18 protein-coding genes are annotated in these 19,075 nt (G+C 52.7%); 5 read left to right on the top strand and 13 right to left on the bottom strand.

Annotated elements, in window-relative coordinates:
- Nucleotide 1: 1 nt before the first annotated feature.
- Together hemE and nudC are read right to left on the bottom strand one after the other, a co-directional pair.
- Nucleotides 2-1,075, bottom strand: coding sequence for a uroporphyrinogen decarboxylase (gene hemE, locus CWE12_RS10440; protein WP_126789657.1), 1,074 nt, complete (start codon nucleotides 1,073-1,075; stop codon nucleotides 2-4).
- Between the two features lie 38 nt (nucleotides 1,076-1,113).
- Nucleotides 1,114-1,947, bottom strand: a complete 834-nt coding sequence (gene nudC, locus CWE12_RS10435; RefSeq protein WP_126789656.1) for an NAD(+) diphosphatase — start codon at nucleotides 1,945-1,947, stop codon at nucleotides 1,114-1,116.
- Nucleotides 1,948-2,082: 135 nt separating this feature from the next.
- Here nudC and rsd point away from each other — a divergent pair, with 135 nt between their 5' ends.
- On the top strand, nucleotides 2,083-2,553 hold the full coding sequence (gene rsd / locus CWE12_RS10430) for a sigma D regulator (protein WP_126789655.1): 471 nt from the start codon (nucleotides 2,083-2,085) through the stop codon (nucleotides 2,551-2,553).
- Between the two features lie 82 nt (nucleotides 2,554-2,635).
- Here the strand turns inward: rsd and CWE12_RS10425 are convergent, their stop codons facing one another.
- Nucleotides 2,636-3,361: an FKBP-type peptidyl-prolyl cis-trans isomerase gene (locus CWE12_RS10425; RefSeq protein ID WP_126789654.1), complete on the bottom strand. Its 726-nt coding sequence runs from the start codon at nucleotides 3,359-3,361 to the stop codon at nucleotides 2,636-2,638.
- Between the two features lie 101 nt (nucleotides 3,362-3,462).
- On the opposite strand from CWE12_RS10425, the gene CWE12_RS10420 reads away from it, so the two are divergent.
- From CWE12_RS10420 to CWE12_RS10410, 3 genes are read left to right on the top strand one after another with little or no spacing between them, the layout of a single operon-like run.
- Nucleotides 3,463-4,476, top strand: coding sequence for a WD40 repeat domain-containing protein (locus CWE12_RS10420; RefSeq protein ID WP_126789653.1), 1,014 nt, complete (start codon nucleotides 3,463-3,465; stop codon nucleotides 4,474-4,476).
- A gap of 59 nt (nucleotides 4,477-4,535) precedes the next feature.
- Complete coding sequence (locus CWE12_RS10415) at nucleotides 4,536-4,757, top strand: SlyX family protein (protein WP_126789652.1); 222 nt, start codon at nucleotides 4,536-4,538, stop codon at nucleotides 4,755-4,757.
- 27 nt (nucleotides 4,758-4,784) lie between these two features.
- On the top strand, nucleotides 4,785-5,666 hold the full coding sequence (locus tag CWE12_RS10410; RefSeq protein ID WP_126789651.1) for a phosphoribulokinase: 882 nt from the start codon (nucleotides 4,785-4,787) through the stop codon (nucleotides 5,664-5,666).
- Between the two features lie 12 nt (nucleotides 5,667-5,678).
- On the opposite strand, the gene CWE12_RS10405 is transcribed toward CWE12_RS10410, so the two are convergent.
- From CWE12_RS10405 to CWE12_RS10360, 10 genes are all read right to left on the bottom strand, one after another.
- On the bottom strand, nucleotides 5,679-6,029 hold the full coding sequence (locus tag CWE12_RS10405; protein WP_126789650.1) for a DUF3802 family protein: 351 nt from the start codon (nucleotides 6,027-6,029) through the stop codon (nucleotides 5,679-5,681).
- Nucleotides 6,030-6,104: 75 nt separating this feature from the next.
- Nucleotides 6,105-7,586 (bottom strand): succinylglutamate-semialdehyde dehydrogenase, encoded by a 1,482-nt coding sequence (astD, locus tag CWE12_RS10400; protein WP_126789649.1) that lies wholly within the window; start codon nucleotides 7,584-7,586, stop codon nucleotides 6,105-6,107.
- A 10-nt stretch (nucleotides 7,587-7,596) separates the two neighbouring features.
- Nucleotides 7,597-8,655, bottom strand: a complete 1,059-nt coding sequence (astA, locus tag CWE12_RS10395; protein ID WP_126789648.1) for an arginine N-succinyltransferase — start codon at nucleotides 8,653-8,655, stop codon at nucleotides 7,597-7,599.
- Entirely contained in the window at nucleotides 8,648-9,859 is a 1,212-nt protein-coding gene (locus CWE12_RS10390) for an aspartate aminotransferase family protein (RefSeq protein ID WP_275540982.1), read from the bottom strand. The genes astA and CWE12_RS10390 overlap by 8 nt, the downstream gene beginning before the upstream one ends.
- Before the next feature lie 231 nt (nucleotides 9,860-10,090).
- Nucleotides 10,091-11,191, bottom strand: a complete 1,101-nt coding sequence (locus tag CWE12_RS10385; RefSeq protein ID WP_126789646.1) for an HDOD domain-containing protein — start codon at nucleotides 11,189-11,191, stop codon at nucleotides 10,091-10,093.
- A gap of 178 nt (nucleotides 11,192-11,369) precedes the next feature.
- Nucleotides 11,370-11,999 (bottom strand): anthranilate synthase component II, encoded by a 630-nt coding sequence (locus CWE12_RS10380; RefSeq protein WP_126789645.1) that lies wholly within the window; start codon nucleotides 11,997-11,999, stop codon nucleotides 11,370-11,372.
- Nucleotides 12,000-12,028: 29 nt separating this feature from the next.
- Nucleotides 12,029-13,708 carry a thiol reductant ABC exporter subunit CydC gene (gene cydC / locus CWE12_RS10375; RefSeq protein ID WP_126789644.1) on the bottom strand — a complete coding sequence of 560 codons (1,680 nt, stop codon included), beginning with the start codon at nucleotides 13,706-13,708 and terminating at the stop codon, nucleotides 12,029-12,031.
- Nucleotides 13,692-15,311, bottom strand: coding sequence for an ABC transporter ATP-binding protein/permease (locus CWE12_RS10370; RefSeq protein WP_126789643.1), 1,620 nt, complete (start codon nucleotides 15,309-15,311; stop codon nucleotides 13,692-13,694). The genes cydC and CWE12_RS10370 overlap by 17 nt, the downstream gene beginning before the upstream one ends.
- Nucleotides 15,312-16,319 (bottom strand): cytochrome d ubiquinol oxidase subunit II, encoded by a 1,008-nt coding sequence (gene cydB / locus CWE12_RS10365; protein WP_126789642.1) that lies wholly within the window; start codon nucleotides 16,317-16,319, stop codon nucleotides 15,312-15,314.
- Nucleotides 16,319-17,773, bottom strand: a complete 1,455-nt coding sequence (locus tag CWE12_RS10360) for a cytochrome ubiquinol oxidase subunit I (protein WP_126789641.1) — start codon at nucleotides 17,771-17,773, stop codon at nucleotides 16,319-16,321. The genes cydB and CWE12_RS10360 overlap by 1 nt, the downstream gene beginning before the upstream one ends.
- A gap of 371 nt (nucleotides 17,774-18,144) precedes the next feature.
- Between CWE12_RS10360 and CWE12_RS10355 the strand changes: the two genes are divergently transcribed.
- Complete coding sequence (locus CWE12_RS10355) at nucleotides 18,145-19,026, top strand: MBL fold metallo-hydrolase (protein ID WP_126789640.1); 882 nt, start codon at nucleotides 18,145-18,147, stop codon at nucleotides 19,024-19,026.
- Nucleotides 19,027-19,075: the final 49 nt, after the last annotated feature.

Here is a 19,075-nt window from a genome sequence, read left to right as displayed (position 1 = left end):
TTCAGTCTTCGCTGTGGTAGCCTGTACTCATTTCCTGAACGGCTTTAATGAACGCACCGGCATGTTCAGGGTTGACCCCCGGATGGATACCGTGACCAAGGTTAAAGACATGTCCGCTGCCGCTGCCATAGCTGTCTAATATAATCTGCACTTCCTGCCGAATACGCTCCGGCGATGCATACAACACTGAGGGGTCCATATTGCCCTGCAGGGCAACCTTATCGCCTACCCGCGCACGCGCGTCACCAAGATCAGTTGTCCAGTCGACACCGAGCGCATCGCAGCCTGTGGCTGCCATTGCTTCAAGCCATTGACCGCCATTTTTGGTGAATAAAGTGACCGGCACTTTACGGCCATCCGCTTCGCGAGTAAGGCCGTTCACGATCTGTTTCATGTAAGTCAGTGAGAATTCACGATAGTCACGTGGTGACAACACACCGCCCCAGGTATCAAAAATCATCACCGACTGCGCGCCCGCTGCAATCTGAGCATTAAGGTAACTGGTGACCGATTGCGCCAGCTTATGCAGCAGCAGGTGCATGGCTTCCGGTTCAGCAAACGCCATTTCTTTAATCAGGGCAAAGTTTTTGGTACTGCCACCCTCAACCATATAGGTGGCCAGGGTCCAGGGACTACCAGAAAAGCCGATGAGCGGCACCTCTCCCTTTAATTCGCGGCGGATGGTACGTACAGCATCCATCACGTAACGCAGTTCCTGTTCAGGATCCGGTACCGGAAGCTTCTGAATGTCTGAAAATGAGCGTAAAGGACGTTCAAAACGCGGACCTTCACCTTGCTCGAAATAAAGACCCAGGCCCATTGCATCGGGAATGGTAAGAATGTCTGAAAATAGAATGGCGGCATCAAGCGGAAAGCGTCGCAACGGTTGTAAGGTGACTTCACAAGCCAGCTCAGGGTTACGGCACAGGGTCATAAAGTCACCAGCTTGCTTGCGAATTTCGCGATACTCTGGCAGATAACGGCCAGCCTGTCGCATCATCCAAATAGGAGTCCGATCCACGGGTTGCTTTGCTAAAGCGCGTAAATACCGATCATTTTTCAATGTATTGCTCATGCCGCTTCCTGTCCTGTAAGTTGATACTCAGCAAAATTCTAGCGCGATTCTACCAAGCCTTGCAGTCGACTGCGAACTTCTTCAATCAACTGCGCCGCAATGGTGCCCGCCGGTGGGGTTTGTGGTAACTGGTCAAGCTCGAACCAGTCGCCTTCGATAATCTCAACGTCGTCCACTTGCAACTCGCCTCCCGCATACTGAGCAACAAAGCCCGCCATCAACGAGTGCGGGAACGGCCAGGGCTGGCTGGTCACATACTCTACGTTATCGACCAGAATCCGGGTTTCTTCATAGACTTCACGCTGCACTGTCTGCTCCAGCGTTTCGCCGCTCTCAACAAAGCCTGCTAACACAGAATACAGCCCCTCCGGGTGGCGTATCCCCCGGGCCAGCAAGATTTCGTTCTTACCCCGGTCCTGGCGGAAAACCGCGACGATAATACAGGGTGAAATGCGCGGGTAGGTACGGTAGTCACAGCTTGCACAATAGACCGCAAGTTCGTCTTCGACCTCCTGCAACGGGTCGCCACAATGGCTGCAGAAGTTATGCGTGCGAATGAAATAAGCGACCTGACAGGCTCGACCGGCGATAGCGAACAAGGCGCTGTCGAAGTGACTGAGCAGGCGCCGTAATGGTAAGAATTCGAAGCCATCGAAAGTCACATCCTGCCCGGGGACCACCAGAAATACCTCGCGTCCCTGGTAGCTTCCAATACTCGCGAGATACTGAGCAGACTGCCATAGTTGCTCCCGAACAGGCTTAGACAGTACTGGAAGCGGGTTAGCCCCTTCCCTCTGAAGAACCAAATTTTCGTTAACTATCATAATGATAGATTCTTCGTCCGGCATGTGACCGGGCCTTGGGATAATCATGTATGCTCCTGCGTAAATCCGTGTAAAGACAGCCAAAAAGAATTGACCCCCAGCGGTCTTGCAACGTAAATTGATCTAATTGGTTGTCCGCTGGATAGTTCGAACAACCCAAATGATTAAAGACCGGAGGTCACCATGTTACGCCGCAATGAATCCGCTCGCCAGCGCTGGGGAGGTCATCATCAATCTCTTGACCATTGGCTCGAGGAACGTCAGGAAATGCTTGTTCAATACTGCCGGATGGCAGGGCTTCCGCCTTATAAAAGTGCAGATGGTCTGCCGTCAACAACCGATATTAAAGCATTTTGCGAAGTATTGGTTGACTACGTATCCACTGGCCACTTTGAAATATACGAGCACTTAATGACTCAGGCGGATGTGCAAAGCGAGACAGCCCGTGCCACGGCCGTGCAGGTGTACCCGTTGATTACAGTGACCACAGAGCGCGTGCTTAACTTCAATGACAAGTACGCAGAAGTGAACGAAAACGATCCATTGCGTGAGTTCGACAATGATCTGTCTGCGCTAGGTGAAGCCCTTGAGGTTCGCATGGAGCTCGAAGACCGCTTGCTGCATGCCTTAGAAGAACAGGCCGTATTTGCCTGAGCTGAAGGGTAATTTTCTTAATAAGATTGCAATGCTAAAACAAAGGCCAGCGTACTGACGCTGGCCTTTGTTGTTTCGGCATTTATTGCTCGTCTTGATCTACAATGCTGACCAACTCAACCTCGAAAATCAGGGTCGAATTTGGTGGGATGGCACCACCGACATCGCGGTCACCATACGCCAGTTCAGCTGGGATCACGAAACGATAATGGGCGCCTTCACGCATCAGTTGAACACCTTCGGTCCAGCCCGGGATCACCCGATTGAGAGGAAATACAGCCGGCTCGCCGCGTTCGTATGAGCTATCAAATACATCGCCGTTAACCAAAGTGCCTTCATAATGCACTTCAACCACATCTTCAGCGGCTGGACGCTCGCCTTCACCTTCACGAACGACTTCGTACTGCAAACCAGACTCAGTCACTTCAACACCCTCGCGTTGAGCGTTTTCTTCGAGGTATTCCTGACCTTCACGCAGTGCTCGTCCGCCAACAACTTCCTGACGTTGACGCATCACCTGCTGCTGTAGCTCGATCACGATTTCTTCGGCGGTCTCCTGGTCCATCCGGCCTTCGCCACGAACGCTTTCATTAAACGCTGTAATAACCAGGTCCTTGTCCAGCTCGATTTCGGCTTCTTGTTGCTGACTCAGGTTTTCTTCAACGTAAAGGCCAATAGAGGCGCCCAATGCATAGGCTTGACGCTGCTCTTCAGTTTCCAGTTCAACCGTCGCTTGCTGGCTTTCGCCGCATGCGCTCAGCGCTAGGGTTAACGCCGAAACGGCGAAGACTTTATGCAAGGTTTTCATATAATTAAATTCCACTTCTCTTTATATATTGGTTTATTAGGGAGTGATTTAAATCACTGGTATAGTGAGCTTAGTGTACACAGATTACAAGAGGCTGACCAATGACAACGCGGGCTCAACGAAGTTTTATTGTAGTAGGTCTTTTACTAAGTGGCTGGTTATTAAGTGCCTGCTCACCGTCTGCAGAAAAGCTCCAGCGTGACGAGCGTTCGCCGTCGCGGACTCAGGCTGCCGCCATTTCCCCTGATGGTCAGTTGTCGTTCGTTGCCACCGCTGAACATGGTCTTATGCTCTTTGACCTGAGCACCGATGAACGCAAACATAACTGGCAACAGGACGAAGACGGTATCAGTCAAATCCGGGCAGTGGCTCTGGCCGCAGATAAAAGCGTTGCCGTCGCCGCCAGCCGCGAAACCATTGCACTATGGGATACCAGTAGCGGTGAAGTCCGCGGTTACTGGCGTTTAGAAGAAGCAGGTATCCGTGACGTTGCGGTCTCCAGTCAGGGCCGGCACCTGATTATTGGCCGCAGCGACGGGGTGGTGGTAGTGTTTGAACCGGAAACGGGCAGACGCCTGGAGTTCCTCGGTCATAGCGAACGCATCAACAGTGTCGACATCAGTGCGAATGGCCGCTATGTGATAAGTGGTGCCGACGACCATATGAGTTTGCTATGGGACACCGGTAGCGGACAGGTGTTGCAGAGATTTCCCGGAGACGGCCGCATAGCGCTGGTCCGCTTCAACCCGGATGGCAGCACAGCTTTCACCGCCAGTGCGCAAACCGCACACATCTGGCATCTGACAAGCGCGGAAAAGATCAGCGAATTACGTCATCGTAGCCGGCACAAATCATTTCTTAGCGCAGACTTCTCGGCGGACGGGCGATACCTGGTCACCGGCTCGCCCTCGCGCCATGTCGAAGTCTGGCGCGTGGACGATGGAGAGCGCCTTTCCAGTAGCCAGGTTAAAGGTCGTGAGGACGATTACCCGCCGCGGGCGGCAGTGATTGCGGTGGCGTTTATCGATGGCAGCGACGAGGTGGTGAGTGAAAATAGTGCTGGGTTTGGCGAACGCTGGCGCCTTCAGGGTATACTAGAGAACCAGGCGCGCTAATGTAGCCTTTAACCTATAAACAGCCGCCGTTATCAGTCATTACAGTCAGGTGTGCTAATTTGAAAGAACTCGAGCTTGAGAAGCGAATGATGGATTTGGAAAGCCAGCTGGCTTTTCAGGAAGAAACTATCGAACAACTGAACCAGCTGGTTGCAGAACAAAACCACGAGCTAGCTACGTTTAAACGCCATTTGCAATTGCTGGCAGGTCGTCTGAGTCAAATCAAGGACCAGCAAAGTGAAGACACCAACCCGGTGGATGAACGTCCACCCCATTACTAATCTTAGTAACTAAAAATTGAGTGTGTTATGTCAGCGAAGCATCCCATTATTGCCGTCACCGGTTCATCCGGTGCTGGTACCTCGACCACAGGTCAGGCCGTTCGTCATATTTTCAGAAATCTAGGGATCAACGCATCCTTTATTGAAGGGGACAGCTTTCATCGGTTTTCACGACCAGAAATGGATCTGGCTATCCGCAGAGCGCAGGAGCAGGGCCGTCACATTAGTTACTTTGGCCCAGAAGCAAATGACTTTGAACGCCTGGAAAAACTTTTTGCGGACTATTCCCAATGTGGTACCGGCGAACTTCGCCGCTACCTGCACAGTTTTGACGATGCCGTGCCTTATCACCAAATGCCAGGCACATTTACCCCCTGGGAGCCTTTGCCAGCGGAGACTGATCTGTTGTTCTACGAGGGGCTTCATGGTGGCGTTCAGGGCGAAAACTACGACGTCGCCAGGCACGTGGATTTACTCATAGGCATGGTCCCTATCGTCAACCTGGAATGGATTCAGAAGCTGTTACGCGACACGTCCGAGCGTGGCCATTCGAGAGAAGCGGTGACCACCAGCATTGTACGCAGCATGGATGACTACATTCACCATATAGTGCCGCAGTTTTCGCGTACTCATATCAATTTTCAGCGCGTGCCTACCGTCGATACCTCGAACCCGTTTAGTGCTAAAGACATTCCGTCTCTGGATGAGAGTTTTGTCGTGATTCGCTTTCGTGGCATGCGTAACGTCGACTTCCCTTACTATTTGCAGATGATCGACGGCGCCTTTATGTCGCGAATCAATACCATGGTGGTGCCGGGTGGCAAGATGGGACTGGCAATGGAACTGATTCTAACGCCGCTTATTGCAGAGCTTATCGAGCGACGTCAGAAAGGGAGTGGCGATTACTAAGGGTGGAGCAGGCTAGCCGCCTGCTTCGCTAATGCGGGCATCGAGCAGGTTTTTTACCAGGCCGGTAAACTCCTCGATAAATGTTTGCTGCGACGGGGTCGGCTGCTGATTTAATACCGACGCCAGCACTTCCTCCAGATCGTACAAAATGGCATCTGCCTCGCGCACAATATCAAAGCGTAGCTCCTGGCTTACATCATGTTGCTGGCTGACGCGCATGATCTTGTCAGACAAGGAGTCTTCCAGCTGTTCACGCACGGTGAAGCTGGCGCGCTCTGCACCATCAGAAGGATGTTCAAACATTTCCAGATGCTCAGTCAGGTATTGAATGAGCTCTATATAACCATCACTTTCAACAATCATAATTAGGCTTCGGTTCCTGCCACCAGGTAGCCAATTGCTACCTGGCGTTTTAGAACATTAAGGATGCGCGTTTACTTAAAAAGTCAGACCCGGGGCCAGTTTTTCCGGAAGCTGAACTTTCTCTGCTTCCACTGAGGCGACCGGGTATGCACAGTAATCTGCCGCATAGTAGGCACTGGCGCGGTGATTACCACTGTCGCCAATACCGCCGAATGGAGCCGCACTGCTGGCGCCAGTAATAGGCTTATTCCAGTTTACAATCCCAGCACGGATCCGAAGTAAGAAGTCATCGTACACGCCTTTGTCATCCGCAAGCAAGCCCGCCGATAAACCAAAGCTGGTGTTGTTAGCTTCCGCAATGGCTTTATCTAACTCATTGTAACGATAGACTTTTAACAACGGACCAAAATGCTCTTCGTCGACCAGTGGCTGAGCCTCGGTGACGTCGATAATACCCGGTGTGACAAACCCTTTCTCCGCATCGAGCTGGGTCATTTCAACCAGCACCTTAGCCCCGCTCGCAGCGATATCCTGCTGCGCCTTGACCATACCAGCGGCCGCTTTTGCCGAAATCATCGCGCCCATGAAGGGTGCAGGGTCGGCCTCGTAATCTCCAACCCGAATAGCCTTGGTCACTTCCACCAGGCGCTCGAGGATGGCATCACCATTGGCGGAGTTTTCAATAAACAGACGACGCGCGCAGGTGCAACGCTGTCCGCTGGTGATAAACGCTGACTGAACAATATCATGCACCGCGGCCTCAACGTCGGCCACATCTTTGACGATAAGCGGATTGTTGCCGCCCATCTCAAGAGCCAGAATTTTACCTGGCTGACCACTGAACTGTTCATGCAACAGTTTACCGGTGGTCGACGATCCGGTGAAGAACAAGCCGTCGATTTGCGCATTCTGAGAAAGCGCTTTGCCAGTCTCAACCAGGCCTTGAACCAGGTTCAGCACCCCATCAGGCAGTCCGGCACGCTGCCATAGCTGGACCGTCTTTTCAGCCACCATTGGCGTCATTTCACTGGGTTTGAAAATAATCGTATTACCGGCAATCAGCGCCGGCACGATATGGCCGTTCGGCAAATGGCCAGGGAAATTATACGGGCCATAGACCGCGACGACTCCGTGCGGACGGTGGCGGATAAATGCTTTTGCACCCGGCATTGGGTTTTCTACCGTACCCGTCCGCTCATGGTAAGCGCGCTCAGAAATGCTCACCTTGCCAATCATCGCGCCGACTTCAGTCAGGGTTTCCCAATAAGGCTTGCCGGTCTCACGAGCAATGGTCATCGCTAGATCGGCTTTGTTTTCTTCCAGTAACTCAGCGAAACGCTTAGCAATAGCCAGACGTTCTTCAAAGGTGCGCTTCGCCCACGCCGGGAAAGCAGCTCGTGCTGCGGCCACGGCTTCATCAACCTGTGCCGGATTCGCACAACGGTTTTCCCAGATCACTTCATTGCGGGCCGGGTCAACGGAGCGTAACAGCTCACCCTGACCAGCCACCCATTGGCCATTAATAAACAGGCCTGATTGTGCATTTGTAACTGACATTTAACTCTCCTTACAGAGGTGCTATTCGCAACGAATCGCCGTCTTCCACCTGCAGCGCCTCGGCCACACGACGGTCAATAATGACATCATCGCCCTGGCAGCTGACATCGGCATGACAGGCCCGGAAGTCTTCTACCTGCAAGGTACACAACAGGTAACTTTCAGCCACTTCCGGCTGCCCTACCACAACGTTCATTAAGCGACTGTTACGAACTGTTTTCAATTGTTTGAGATCACCTTCCACGGTCGGGCCGGCGTCGAAAATATCAATGTAATCGCGGAACTGAAGACCTTCAGACTGCAGCAGCTTAAGCGCTGGCAAGGTATTCTGGTGCACCTTACCAATCACCTCCTGAGCCGATTTATCTAACATATTGACGTAGATAGGAAAGCGCGGCATCAGTTCAGCGACAAAGGTCTTGTCACCAATACCGGTCAGGTAATCGGCGCGGGGGAAGTCCATGGTAAAAAAGTGCTTTTCCAGCCACGCCCAAAATGGCGAACGACCGTTCTCATCCGAAACGCCACGCATTTCAGCGAAAACCCGGGATGAAAAACGTTTGCTGAACTGGGCCAGAAACAGCAGACGGAATTTAGAAAGCGCCCGCCCGTTACGACCAAACCGGTAGGGTTCGCGTAAAAACAAGGTGCATAGCTCAGTTGCACCAGTGTAATCATTACATAGCGTCAATGTTTGCAGGGCGTTATAGACATTATGCTTAGGCGAGTGATGAACCACTTTGCCTAAGTGATAATGATAAAAGGCTTCGCTCAGCCCGACGGCGGCTTCAATCCCGGCGACACCGGCAATGCTGCCGTCATTGCTGTCTTCCATCACAAACAGGTAGCCGTCTTCACCTGGGGTACTCAGATCCTGTTTACTAAACGCCTGCTGCGCCCGCGCAATACGGTTGCGCAGCAGGGTTTCGTCCACTGGTAACGAGGTAAACCCGTGACCGGACTCCACCGCGCAGTCATACAGCGCAGCATAGTCCGACTCACGAATCGGGCGAATAATCAGCTGACCCGGTTTAGCGTGACGACGCTCGCCTGCCTGCTTCTTAGCCATGGCTAGAAACCACCTGGGCAACGGCCTTTTCGAAACGCTGCATACCTTCGGCGATATCCGTTTCCGGGATAACCAGTGATGGTGTAAAGCGGACCACGTCAGCACCAGCAATCAGAACCATCAGCCCATGTTCAGCAGCGGCCAGTAAAAATTCGCGTGCCTTACCTTTGAATTTGTCATTCAGCGCCGCGCCTAACAGCAAGCCCTGACCACGCACTTCGGTAAACACATCGTATTTTTCATTAATCGCCTGTACCGCCTCACGGAACATTTGCTCACGGCGTTTAACACCATCCAGTACTTCCGGTGTGTTGACCACATCCATGACCGCTTCTGATACCGCGCAGGCAAGCGGATTACCGCCGTAGGTACTGCCGTGAGTGCCTGGTTTCAGATGAGCAGCAATCTCCGCTGTGGTTAGCATGGCACCAATTGGGAAACCACCGCCAAGGGCTTTCGCTGAGGTCAGAATATCAGGGGTAACACCGCACTGTTCATAGGCATACAAGCTGCCAGTACGGCCAAAGCCGGTTTGTACTTCATCAAAAATTAACAGCGCGTTGTGTTTAGTACACAGCTCACGCACGCCTTTTAAAAAGCTTTCATCGCCAGGGATCACACCACCTTCACCCTGCATCGGCTCCATCATCACAGCGCAGGTTTTATCGCTCATGATGGCTTCCAGGCTCGCCAGGTCGTTGTACTCGACATGTTCAACCGCACCCGGTTTAGGGCCAAAGCCATCTGAGTAAGCAGCCTGGCCGCCCACGGTTACCGTAAAGAAAGTACGACCATGGAAGCCTTTCTGGAATGCAATAATTTGCTGCTTCTCTTCACCATGCACTTCCAGCGCCCAGCGACGTGCGAGCTTGAGGGCCGCTTCGTTGGCCTCAGCGCCAGAGTTGGCAAAATACACGCGTTCAGCAAAGGTCGCGTCTGTCAGTTTCTTCGCCAGGCGGATCGCCGGCTCGTTGGTCAGCACATTACTCAGATGCCATAGCTTCTGGCCTTGCTCGGTTAGCGCGTTCACCATCGCCGGATGGCAATGGCCCAGGCAGTTGACGGCGATACCGCCAGCAAAGTCAACGTACTCACGACCTTCCTGATCCCACACTCGGGAACCTTCCCCTTTTACCGGGATAAAGTTTGCAGGGTTGTAATTGGGCACCATCACATCATCAAATAAGGCGCGGGTAACAGAGATTGCTTCAGACATACCTAGGACTCCTGATCTTCAATCAACAAGACATATTAAGCTGACTATTATGCCACTTCAGAGCGCATTTGTCTGTCTATACAAGGGCTTGTTTAGGGAGGGTAAGTAGTCTTTCAGGAGAGTTGCATAAGTATCCGATTTCACCGGGCAAAACTGGATACTTAGGCAAAAATAATCGGCTGTCGGAATAGCGAAGTGGGCAGCAGCTGAGAGCTGCCTTTATTCGCTCTCCCGGTTCCGGGTCAAAATGAGTTTTTTCAGGTTGAGCTTACGCAACTCAACGATGGTTTTACCACTTAAACGGGTGGCCGCAAACATCCGTTTGCCATCATCCAGTGACGCCAGGTTAGCAGCGTGGAGCATGCGAAACTCACTGAACGTATTAGCCTGCCACAACAGACGTGAATAGCCGGAGGTATCCTCGAAGGTTTTCGCTTTCGCGTAGTCAGCGTAGATCTGTGCCAACGGCAAATGGCGCATTTCAAACCCTTCAAACAAGAGTTTGGTGACCACACGTTCCTGTTTTAGCATCATATCGCGCAAAAACTGCTGATCAGGTTCCACATGCATCAGTGCATTGTATCTGGTTGAGGTTTTCTCACTGCGCAGTTCTTCAAACATTTTTTGCCGCACATCTTCAAACACGCGCAGATACAGACGAGCCAGGGTCACTTTGCCCATTTCATGGAACATGCCGGTGTTAAAGGCAATCGCAGGGTCAAGCTTGCCATTTAGCTCAGCTAAACGCTGGCAGACAACCGCGGTGGCCATAACATGTTGCCACAGTTTCCGGCGCAATAAGGTAAACGGAGGCTCAGCCGGTGGTAGCCAGTTCTGCATGGTTAGCGCCGGCGCTATGACTTTAATATCTTCGGCACCGATAAAGTTCAGGGCACCGCGATAGTTATTTATTTTGGTTCGCTTGGGGTCATTCGGGTCCAGGAATGGTGGCATATTGACGATTTTGACCACCCCAACATGCAGCCAGTCGAGACCCTGAGACAGTTCTTCAACCCGTTTTGAGGAGGCCGAAGGGGCAAACATTAAATCGAGCAAGGCAGGGGTATTTTCCGCCAACATCAGCACTCGTTCACGAATAAACTGCTGGTCCTCAAGACGCTTGGCGGTTTCTCTGTACAATCGCTTCTGCATGCGCAGCTCGACGTCCCGGCGCACTTTATCCTGAACTGCACTTAACTTGGCTTTTTCCGCACGGCGCTTCTGTTCAACAGCCAGAAGCTCGCGGCTAATTGCTTCATCGTCGTCAACCAATCCTTCTTCTGAGTTAAACTGGCCACGCGCGAAATTTAAACTAATCAAATAGTTAATAAATCGTCGCGCTAAAACATTAACTCGATCAGGTGACTCAGTTTTAGATGAGGCAGGAAACTGCGCAGATTGAGACACTAAATACCAACTCCTATACTTAACTCACCGTCGAGTATATCACCAGACGTGCGCGCCTTAACCACTTATCATTACTCTAAATTGCAGCCTGTTATGACAGGCCTGCAGCCAAAGTGTCTATATCAACGTCTACTGGCAGTCCAGCTAAACGACAAAAATTAGCCAACAGGGTATGACCATGTTCGGTCACCACCGACTCCGGGTGAAACTGCACACCATATACTGGCATATCGCGATGACGGACGGCCATGATTTCGCCACCATCAACGGCTCCATCATCAATCCAGGCGTCCACCACCAGCGCCGCCGGCAGCGACTCCGCCGCAACTGCCAGCGAATGATAGCGAGTCACCTGATACGGCGATGCAATCCCGGAAAATATTCCCTTGCCCGAATGACGGACCGGGGAACGCTTACCATGCATGACCTGTTTAGCGGAGACCACGTCAGCGCCAAATACCTGAGCAATCGCCTGGTGACCAAGACAGACCCCAAGAATGGGTATGCGCCCGGCAAATTGCTCAATCGCGGCCAGGCTTATGCCGGCATCATCCGGTGTCCCTGGTCCCGGCGATATTAACAAGGCCGCAGGTGCCATATCCCTTAACTGCTGAAGGCTAACCTGATCATTACGGAGCACTTCTACCTCTTGCCCCAGCTCACGAAAATAGCGCACCAGATTGTGGGTAAACGAATCGTAATTGTCGATCATGGCCAGCATTCGGGCACCGCTGCAAGGGACATTTAAGGCTAGCGATCATAGCACAATTCAAAATCCTGCTGCACTATCGGATCCGCCGTGTTATCACTGCCTTCAGGCTCAACCACAGGCAACACCTGATGGGTTACACAAATCACCGTTTTGCCTTTCAACAAGGGCTGAATTGAGCGCCAAATCCGCTCACTTTGGGCCACGCCAACACCGCTAAAAGGCTCGTCCAGCAGCATCAGTGGCGCTGGATGCAACAAACAGCGTGCCAGTGCGAGACGTCTTGACTGGCCACCGGAGAGCTGCACCCCGCCATCACCTAACCAGGTGTCGAGCTGTTCCGGCAATCCTTCTATGTCATCGGCGAGCTCGACAATTTCTAAAGCCTGCCAAAGCATTTCATCGGTTACCCCGCTTCGCGCCATCCGCAGATTGGAGGCAACGGTGGCGCTGTAAATATGAGTGTATTGGGTAAGCAGAGTAAATGAAGGTCGTGCAATAGGTTGACCCTGGTGGTGAAATTCAATCTCGCCCTGCTGCAGTGGTAGCAACCCCGCAATGGCCTGCAGCAGGCTGGTTTTGCCGCAGCCGGAATGGCCTTTGAGCAAAATCAGCTGCTGCTGTGCAACCGTCATACTAAGGCTTTTTGCGGTTAATGGTCTGTTTTCAATGATGGCCTGAGATACCTTGATAGAAGGTGCCTGCTGCGGTTTGCTCTCATCCGTTGACGGCTGAACCGACGGCAGTTCCAGCGCTCGCCTCAGGTACCCCTGTAAACGCTCACTCGCGCCCTGCACCCGGCCCCATAACAACATCGCCTGGGCCAGCGGTTGCCACACATCGATGCTCGCTAGCACCGCAAAGGCAGCAAATAAGGCTAATGGTGTGCTGAAGGCCCCCTCAAATGACAACCACATGGCCAGCCCAAGCATGACTATCAGCAGACCATGACCAAAGCCCTCCAGCGCCAGCTGCAACCAGCTTAACCGGCGACGCAGCTGATGTTGGGTTTGCCCCAGCTGTAAACGTGCCTGTGCCACTTCCCTGACCGCCGGGGCCAGTACGCCCCAGGCGTGTAACTCCGCTTTACACTGAACAAAATCAACCGCCTGTTGACGTAAATACTCACTATCACCTAACTCTTTCGCAGCCAGGCGCCGCAGGCGTTGAGCAAACACAGTGGTCAGCAGCAGGAGCAAAACCAGGCTGCATATCCAGATCACCGCAGCCAGCGCGGGATGCAGCAACCAGAATGCCGCACCGAGTACAACCGCACTGATGCTGGCGACAAGCAAGGGGCCAAGGATACGCAGATATAAATCATCCAGCGCACTCAAGTCCTGAGTTAATCGCTGCAACAAACGAGCGGCGCGAAAACGTTCAGTACTGGTCACTGACAGCGTCATCAGTCCCTTGAACAATCGCACCCGCCACCGATTTTGCCAGTTCAGAACCAGGTCGTGGTTGCGCACCCGTTCGAAATACCGTGCTACCGTGCGTATAAGTGCCAGCGCGCGAATACCGGCCCCTGGCAGAAATATATCAAAGGCCACCACAAACAGCCCGGCGGCACTGATAAACCAGGCTGACAAACCGAGCAGCGCAATGCCCGCCCATGCTGTCACCAGCATTAGCATAATTCCGATAAATAGCCGGCCGCGCTGCTGGTGCCATACCCCAAGCCATGGTTTCAGCCGCTGCCAGTCAGTGCGCTGCCACATGGTCACCTCCGCTCAGGTCTGCAAAGATATGCTCAGCCACGGCCTCAAACTCCGGCTCATGGCTGGCCACTACCACAATGTGACCGCGCTTTTTTAAACCGACAATGGCCTCGATGATTGATCGTGCTGTCGACCCATCCAGAGCAGCGGTTGGTTCATCAAAAAGCATCAGCGGTGACGGCTGAAGATGCATCCGGGCTAATGCCAGCCGGCGTTGTTCGCCGCCGGACAGACCCTGCCCCCGTTCATACACAGAGGTGTCTAATGGCAGCGTCAACTCAGCAAATGCCAGCGCCTGATCGAGTTGCTTATCGCTGGCGTCCGCCTTAACCAATCGCAGATTGTCAGCCAGCGAACCAAACACAAAGTAGGGTTGCTGGGCCATGTAAGCGATATGATCCATAGAGGGTAGTTCGACCCGCTGATGCGCTTCAGTAGCGGGCAAGGCAAGCTGCCCGGTTAACAGTTTCAGCACGGTGCTTTTACCGCTTCCCGAAGGTCCGTTCAGTAACACCAGTTGTCCCGGTAGCGCGTGAAGCGAAAAATCGTCAATCGCGGGCAATCGACTACCCGGGTAGGTAAAGCTCAGGTGTTCAATACGCAGGTCCGAGCCATACTGAGGGACGCTATAGTCGGCAAACTTCTTAGCCCGACGCTGTTCGCGGTCGAGAAGGTCGGCCGCCGCCAGCGCCGCGGCACGGTCATGGTAATGTGCCGACAGGGTGCGCAACGGCTGAAAGAATTCAGGTGCCAATACCAGCACACTCAACCCGGCAAAAAAGGTCAGCGAAGCGGCGGGGCCTATTGAATAATAACCGAGCAAGGCAAAGCCAACATAAATAGCCACCGCGGCGATCGCCACCGCGGAAAAGAACTCAAGCACCGCCGAGGACAAAAACGCAATGCGCAAGGTCTCCATATTGGCCTGACGCATGTCATCGCCCGCACGGGCAATATCATTGACCGCCTTACCGGTGGCTGAAAAAAGCTGCAGGTTGGTCAAGCCCCGTACCCGGTCCACAAACAGACCGGCCAAACGCTGGGTAGTGGCAAGATGCTGCTGATTAAGGCGTTCAGCCCCCATTCCAACCAGGGCCATAAAAACAGGAATCAACGGCGCTGAAAAGAGCAAGAACAGCGCGGCAATCCAGTCCAGCCAGACAACTACCAGCAGAATCGCCAGCGGCGTCGTGCACGCCACCCAAAGTTGTGGCTGGAAACGGGCAAAGTAAGCATATAAACGCTCGACAGGTTCAACCATCAGGTTGGCGCGCTCTGTCTGTGCCGCCGTGGAACCGTCCTCTGCTTGTTGCCAGCTCCACTGCAGAGTGTCCCGTGCCAGTTGTTCGGCCTGCTCTCCGAGCTTCTGGCAAGCGTATTGCGCAGCCGCTCCGCTCACAGCGCGCAGAGCGAAGAAAGCCAACGCCAGCGCCATCGACGCCAGATGCACCGTCGATTCCTCAACGCTGCGATGAATCCACCAGGTCAGCGCCAGCATACTGGCAATCACAACCAACCCATGCAATGCACTATACAAACGGGCTCGCCAAAGCGAGCCCGTCAGTTGGTGTTGCATAGTACTCAGATACGACGAGGAAGACACTTAATGGTACCCCTCCCCAGCTTTGACCTTGCCGCGGAAAACCCAGTAGGTCCAGGCGGTATAGGCGAGAACGAACGGGATCACGAAGAGCAGCCCAATTAATAGAAAGAGTTGTGACTCATGCGCTGATGACGCATCCCAAAGGGTGTAGCTGGGCGGTACCACGTAGGGGAATTTACTCGCCAGTAACCCGAGGTAGGTAAAGATAAACATCCCCATGGTGGCTAAGAACGGCGTACCATTGCGCTTTTGCCGAACGCTACTGAAGATCCGATAGGCACAGAGCAAGGCCAGTATTGGTAAAATCCAGATCAAACTTACCCCACCGAACCAGCGGTCTGCCACGAATGGGTCGATGATCGGCGTCCATACACTGATTAAGGCAAAGACCACGAGCACCGCCAGCAGCAGCCATGGAGTGATTTTATAAGCCCAGGCCTGAATATACCCCTCCGACTTCATGATTAACCAAGTCGCACCCAGCAACGCATAACCCGCTACCAGCCCCAACCCGGTTAACACAGTAAAAGGAGTCAGCCAGTCAAATGCACCGCCCACATACTGCATGTTCTGTGTTTCGAACCCTTCAATATAGGCCCCGACCACAGCGCCCTGAGCGAATGCCGCCACCGTTGAACCAATGGTAAATGACCAGTTCCACAGGTAACGCGAGCTTTTCGCCTTGAAACGAAACTCAAAGGCGACCCCACGGAAAATAAGCCCGGCCAGAAGCAGGAAAACACCAATATACAGGGCCGGTAAAAAGACCGCATAGACCAGCGGAAATGCGGCTAATAACCCCGTCCCGCCGAGAATCAGCCAGGTTTCATTGCCATCCCATACCGGCGCAATTGAGTTCATCATTACGTCACGCGCATCTTCATCCGGGGCAAATGGAAATAACATGCCAAGACCTAAGTCAAAGCCGTCCATCAATACATACATGATGACACCGAAGGCGATAATTCCAGCCCAGATATAGACTAAATCAAATACTGGCTCAACCATTAGCGTGCTCCTTGTTCGTCAGCAAGATCCTGCGCGGTAGTATTCCACTTACTGCGCGTTTCATCGTCTTCTTCCCAGTCAGCATCCGCCACCGACAATGGCCGTTTAGGGCGCTTGCCGGATTTGTCATAGCCATAATCGTGCTGCTCTGCACCCGTACGCAAAACACGCATCAGGTAATACAAACCTGCACTGAAGATCATTGCATAGACAAGGATATACCCAATCAAGGTAAAGAGCGCCATTCCGCCAGTGAGTGACGGCGTTAACCCATCGGCATGGCTGAACTGCTCATAAATCAGCCATGGCGCACGACCAAGCTCGGTCACAAACCAGCCTGCGAGTACGGCGATAAAGGGGGTCACCGCCATCAAACGCAAGGTATTGAGGAACCAGGGGGCAGTCAGATAACGCTGCCCGCGACGCATGAACAACCCCGTCACCGCGACAGCAACCATGGCTATGCCGATGGCAATCATAATCCGGAATGCCCAGAATACGATGGCCACCGGCGGCTGCTCATCGACTGGCACCTCGTTGAGGCCGGGAACTTCTCCGTCCCAGTCATGCGTCAGAATAAAGCTCGCCAGTTTAGGCACCGCAATTTCAAAATGATTGGTCTGGTTTTCCTGATCCGGTATCGCAAACAGCAACAACGGAACCCCACTCGAGGTTTCCCAATTCCCTTCCATCGCCGCTACTTTAGTTGGCTGGTTTTCAAATGTATTAAGACCATGGAGGTCGCCCACCACAACCTGTGCCGGGGCTATGAACAGAAGCAACCACAGTGTCATCGACAATGCTTTGCCATGCAGTTCAACGTCTCGTTTGCGTAACAGGTACCAGGCACTTACCCCGGCCACCACAAAGCCACCGGTTAAAAAGGACGCCAATGCCATATGGAAAAACCGCGGCCACAACGACGCGTTAAAGATCGCTTCTGACCAGCTCGCCACGTAGTACAGACCGTCCCGTACTTCGACGCCCGCCGGGGTATGCATCCAGCTATTTGCCGAGAGGATCCAGAACGAGGAAATAAAGGTTCCTAATGCGACCATGCAGGCAGCAAAGAAATGAATGCCTTGCGGCACTTTATCGCGGCCAAACAGTAACACGCCCAGAAACGCGGCTTCGAGGAAGAATGCCGTAACCACTTCGTAGCTCAGTACCGGGCCGAGGAAGTTAGCTGCCGTATAGGCGAAATTACTCCAGTTGGTGCCGAACTGAAACGCCATCACGATGCCAGAGACGACGCCCATGCCGAACACAACCGCAAAGACCTGAATCCAGAACTTAGACAGACGCTCCCAGTCTTTATTACCTGTTTTGTAGTAGAGACCTTCGAGGCAGGCGATATAGGATGCCAGCCCGATCGTAAAGACCGGGAATATGGCATGAAATGAAACAACAAACGCGAACTGTATTCGCGATAGTAAGAGTGGATCTAATTCCATCAGCATCTCCTTAAGAGCTGGCTACGGTGTTGTCCAACACTATACGCCTACTGTGAGCGGATTTCGTTGGATAAAATGTCGCACTCGCCTTACAAAAAGTATGTCGTTCTAGGTATAGCAAGGGCAACGGTGATTACCACCTTGAAGTTAAACTTTCGGTACCGGGGCGGATACAGGTCTCGCACTCACCGCCGCGCTAACTGCGTCGGATAATTTTTTGCACAAACCATGATTTACCTCAACATTAATTAATTCGAATATAGCAATCGGTTATACTTTAGCCTGCATACTTGATAAATAACCAAATCGAATATATATATAACCAAACTAAGGTTACCTGACCAGATTAGGCGATTCATGAGGAGGCAGTCATGAGCCAGAACAAACTTTCCGCACCTATGGTGAAAGCATTTCTTGATAATGATAGTGAAACCTTTAGCTACGTGGTTTATGACAAACCACAAGGTAAAGGCGTCGTGGTCGACTCGGTGCTCGACTTTGACTACAAGTCAGGACGGACGAAAACAGACAGTGCACAGAACATCGTTAATTTCGTGCATGAAGAAGGCCTCGAAATCGAATGGATACTGGAAACGCATGCTCACGCAGACCATTTGTCTGCGGCTCCGTTTTTGCGTGAGCAATTGGGCGCCAAAGTTGGGATAGGCGAGCACATTAAGGGCGTGCAGAAAATATTCAAAGAGGTCTTTAATCTGGAAAAAGAGTTCTTGCCGAATGGTGCTGACTTCGACCACCTTTTTGCAGACGAGGAGACATTCAGGGTTGGTGAACTGCAGTTCCGGGTTATCCATACCCCGGGTCATACTCCGGCCGATCTCGCCTACCTGGTGAACGAGCAGGCACTGTTTGTCGGCGACACTCTATTCCTGCCTGACGTCGGCACCGCCCGTTGCGACTTCCCGGGAGGCAGCTCGAAGACCCTGTTCCGTTCGATCAAGAAGCTGTTGGCGCTGGCACCCGAAACTCAGATGTATATTTGCCACGATTACCCCACTGAGGGCCGTTCACACGAGTACCTGACCACGGTTGCTGAACAGCGCAGCCGTAATATTCACGTCCACGACGGCGTCAGTGAACAGGAGTTTGTCGAGATGCGGGATACCCGCGACGCCACGCTCGACATGCCGCGACTGATCCTGCCATCAATTCAGGTCAATATTCGCGCAGGTCACATGCCCCCGGCAGATGACAGCGGCAAGATCTATCTGAAACTCCCCCTTAATCAGCTGTAATCACCAGCTGCAATAAAAAAGACCTGCTGAGTATCAGCAGGTCTTTTTC

It is taken from the genome of Aliidiomarina sedimenti (assembly GCF_003986955.1).
Classification (GTDB): Bacteria; Pseudomonadota; Gammaproteobacteria; order Enterobacterales; family Alteromonadaceae; genus Aliidiomarina; species Aliidiomarina sedimenti.
The sequence above is the reverse complement of the archived record's forward strand: the minus strand, read 5'-3'. Positions and strand labels throughout refer to the sequence as shown.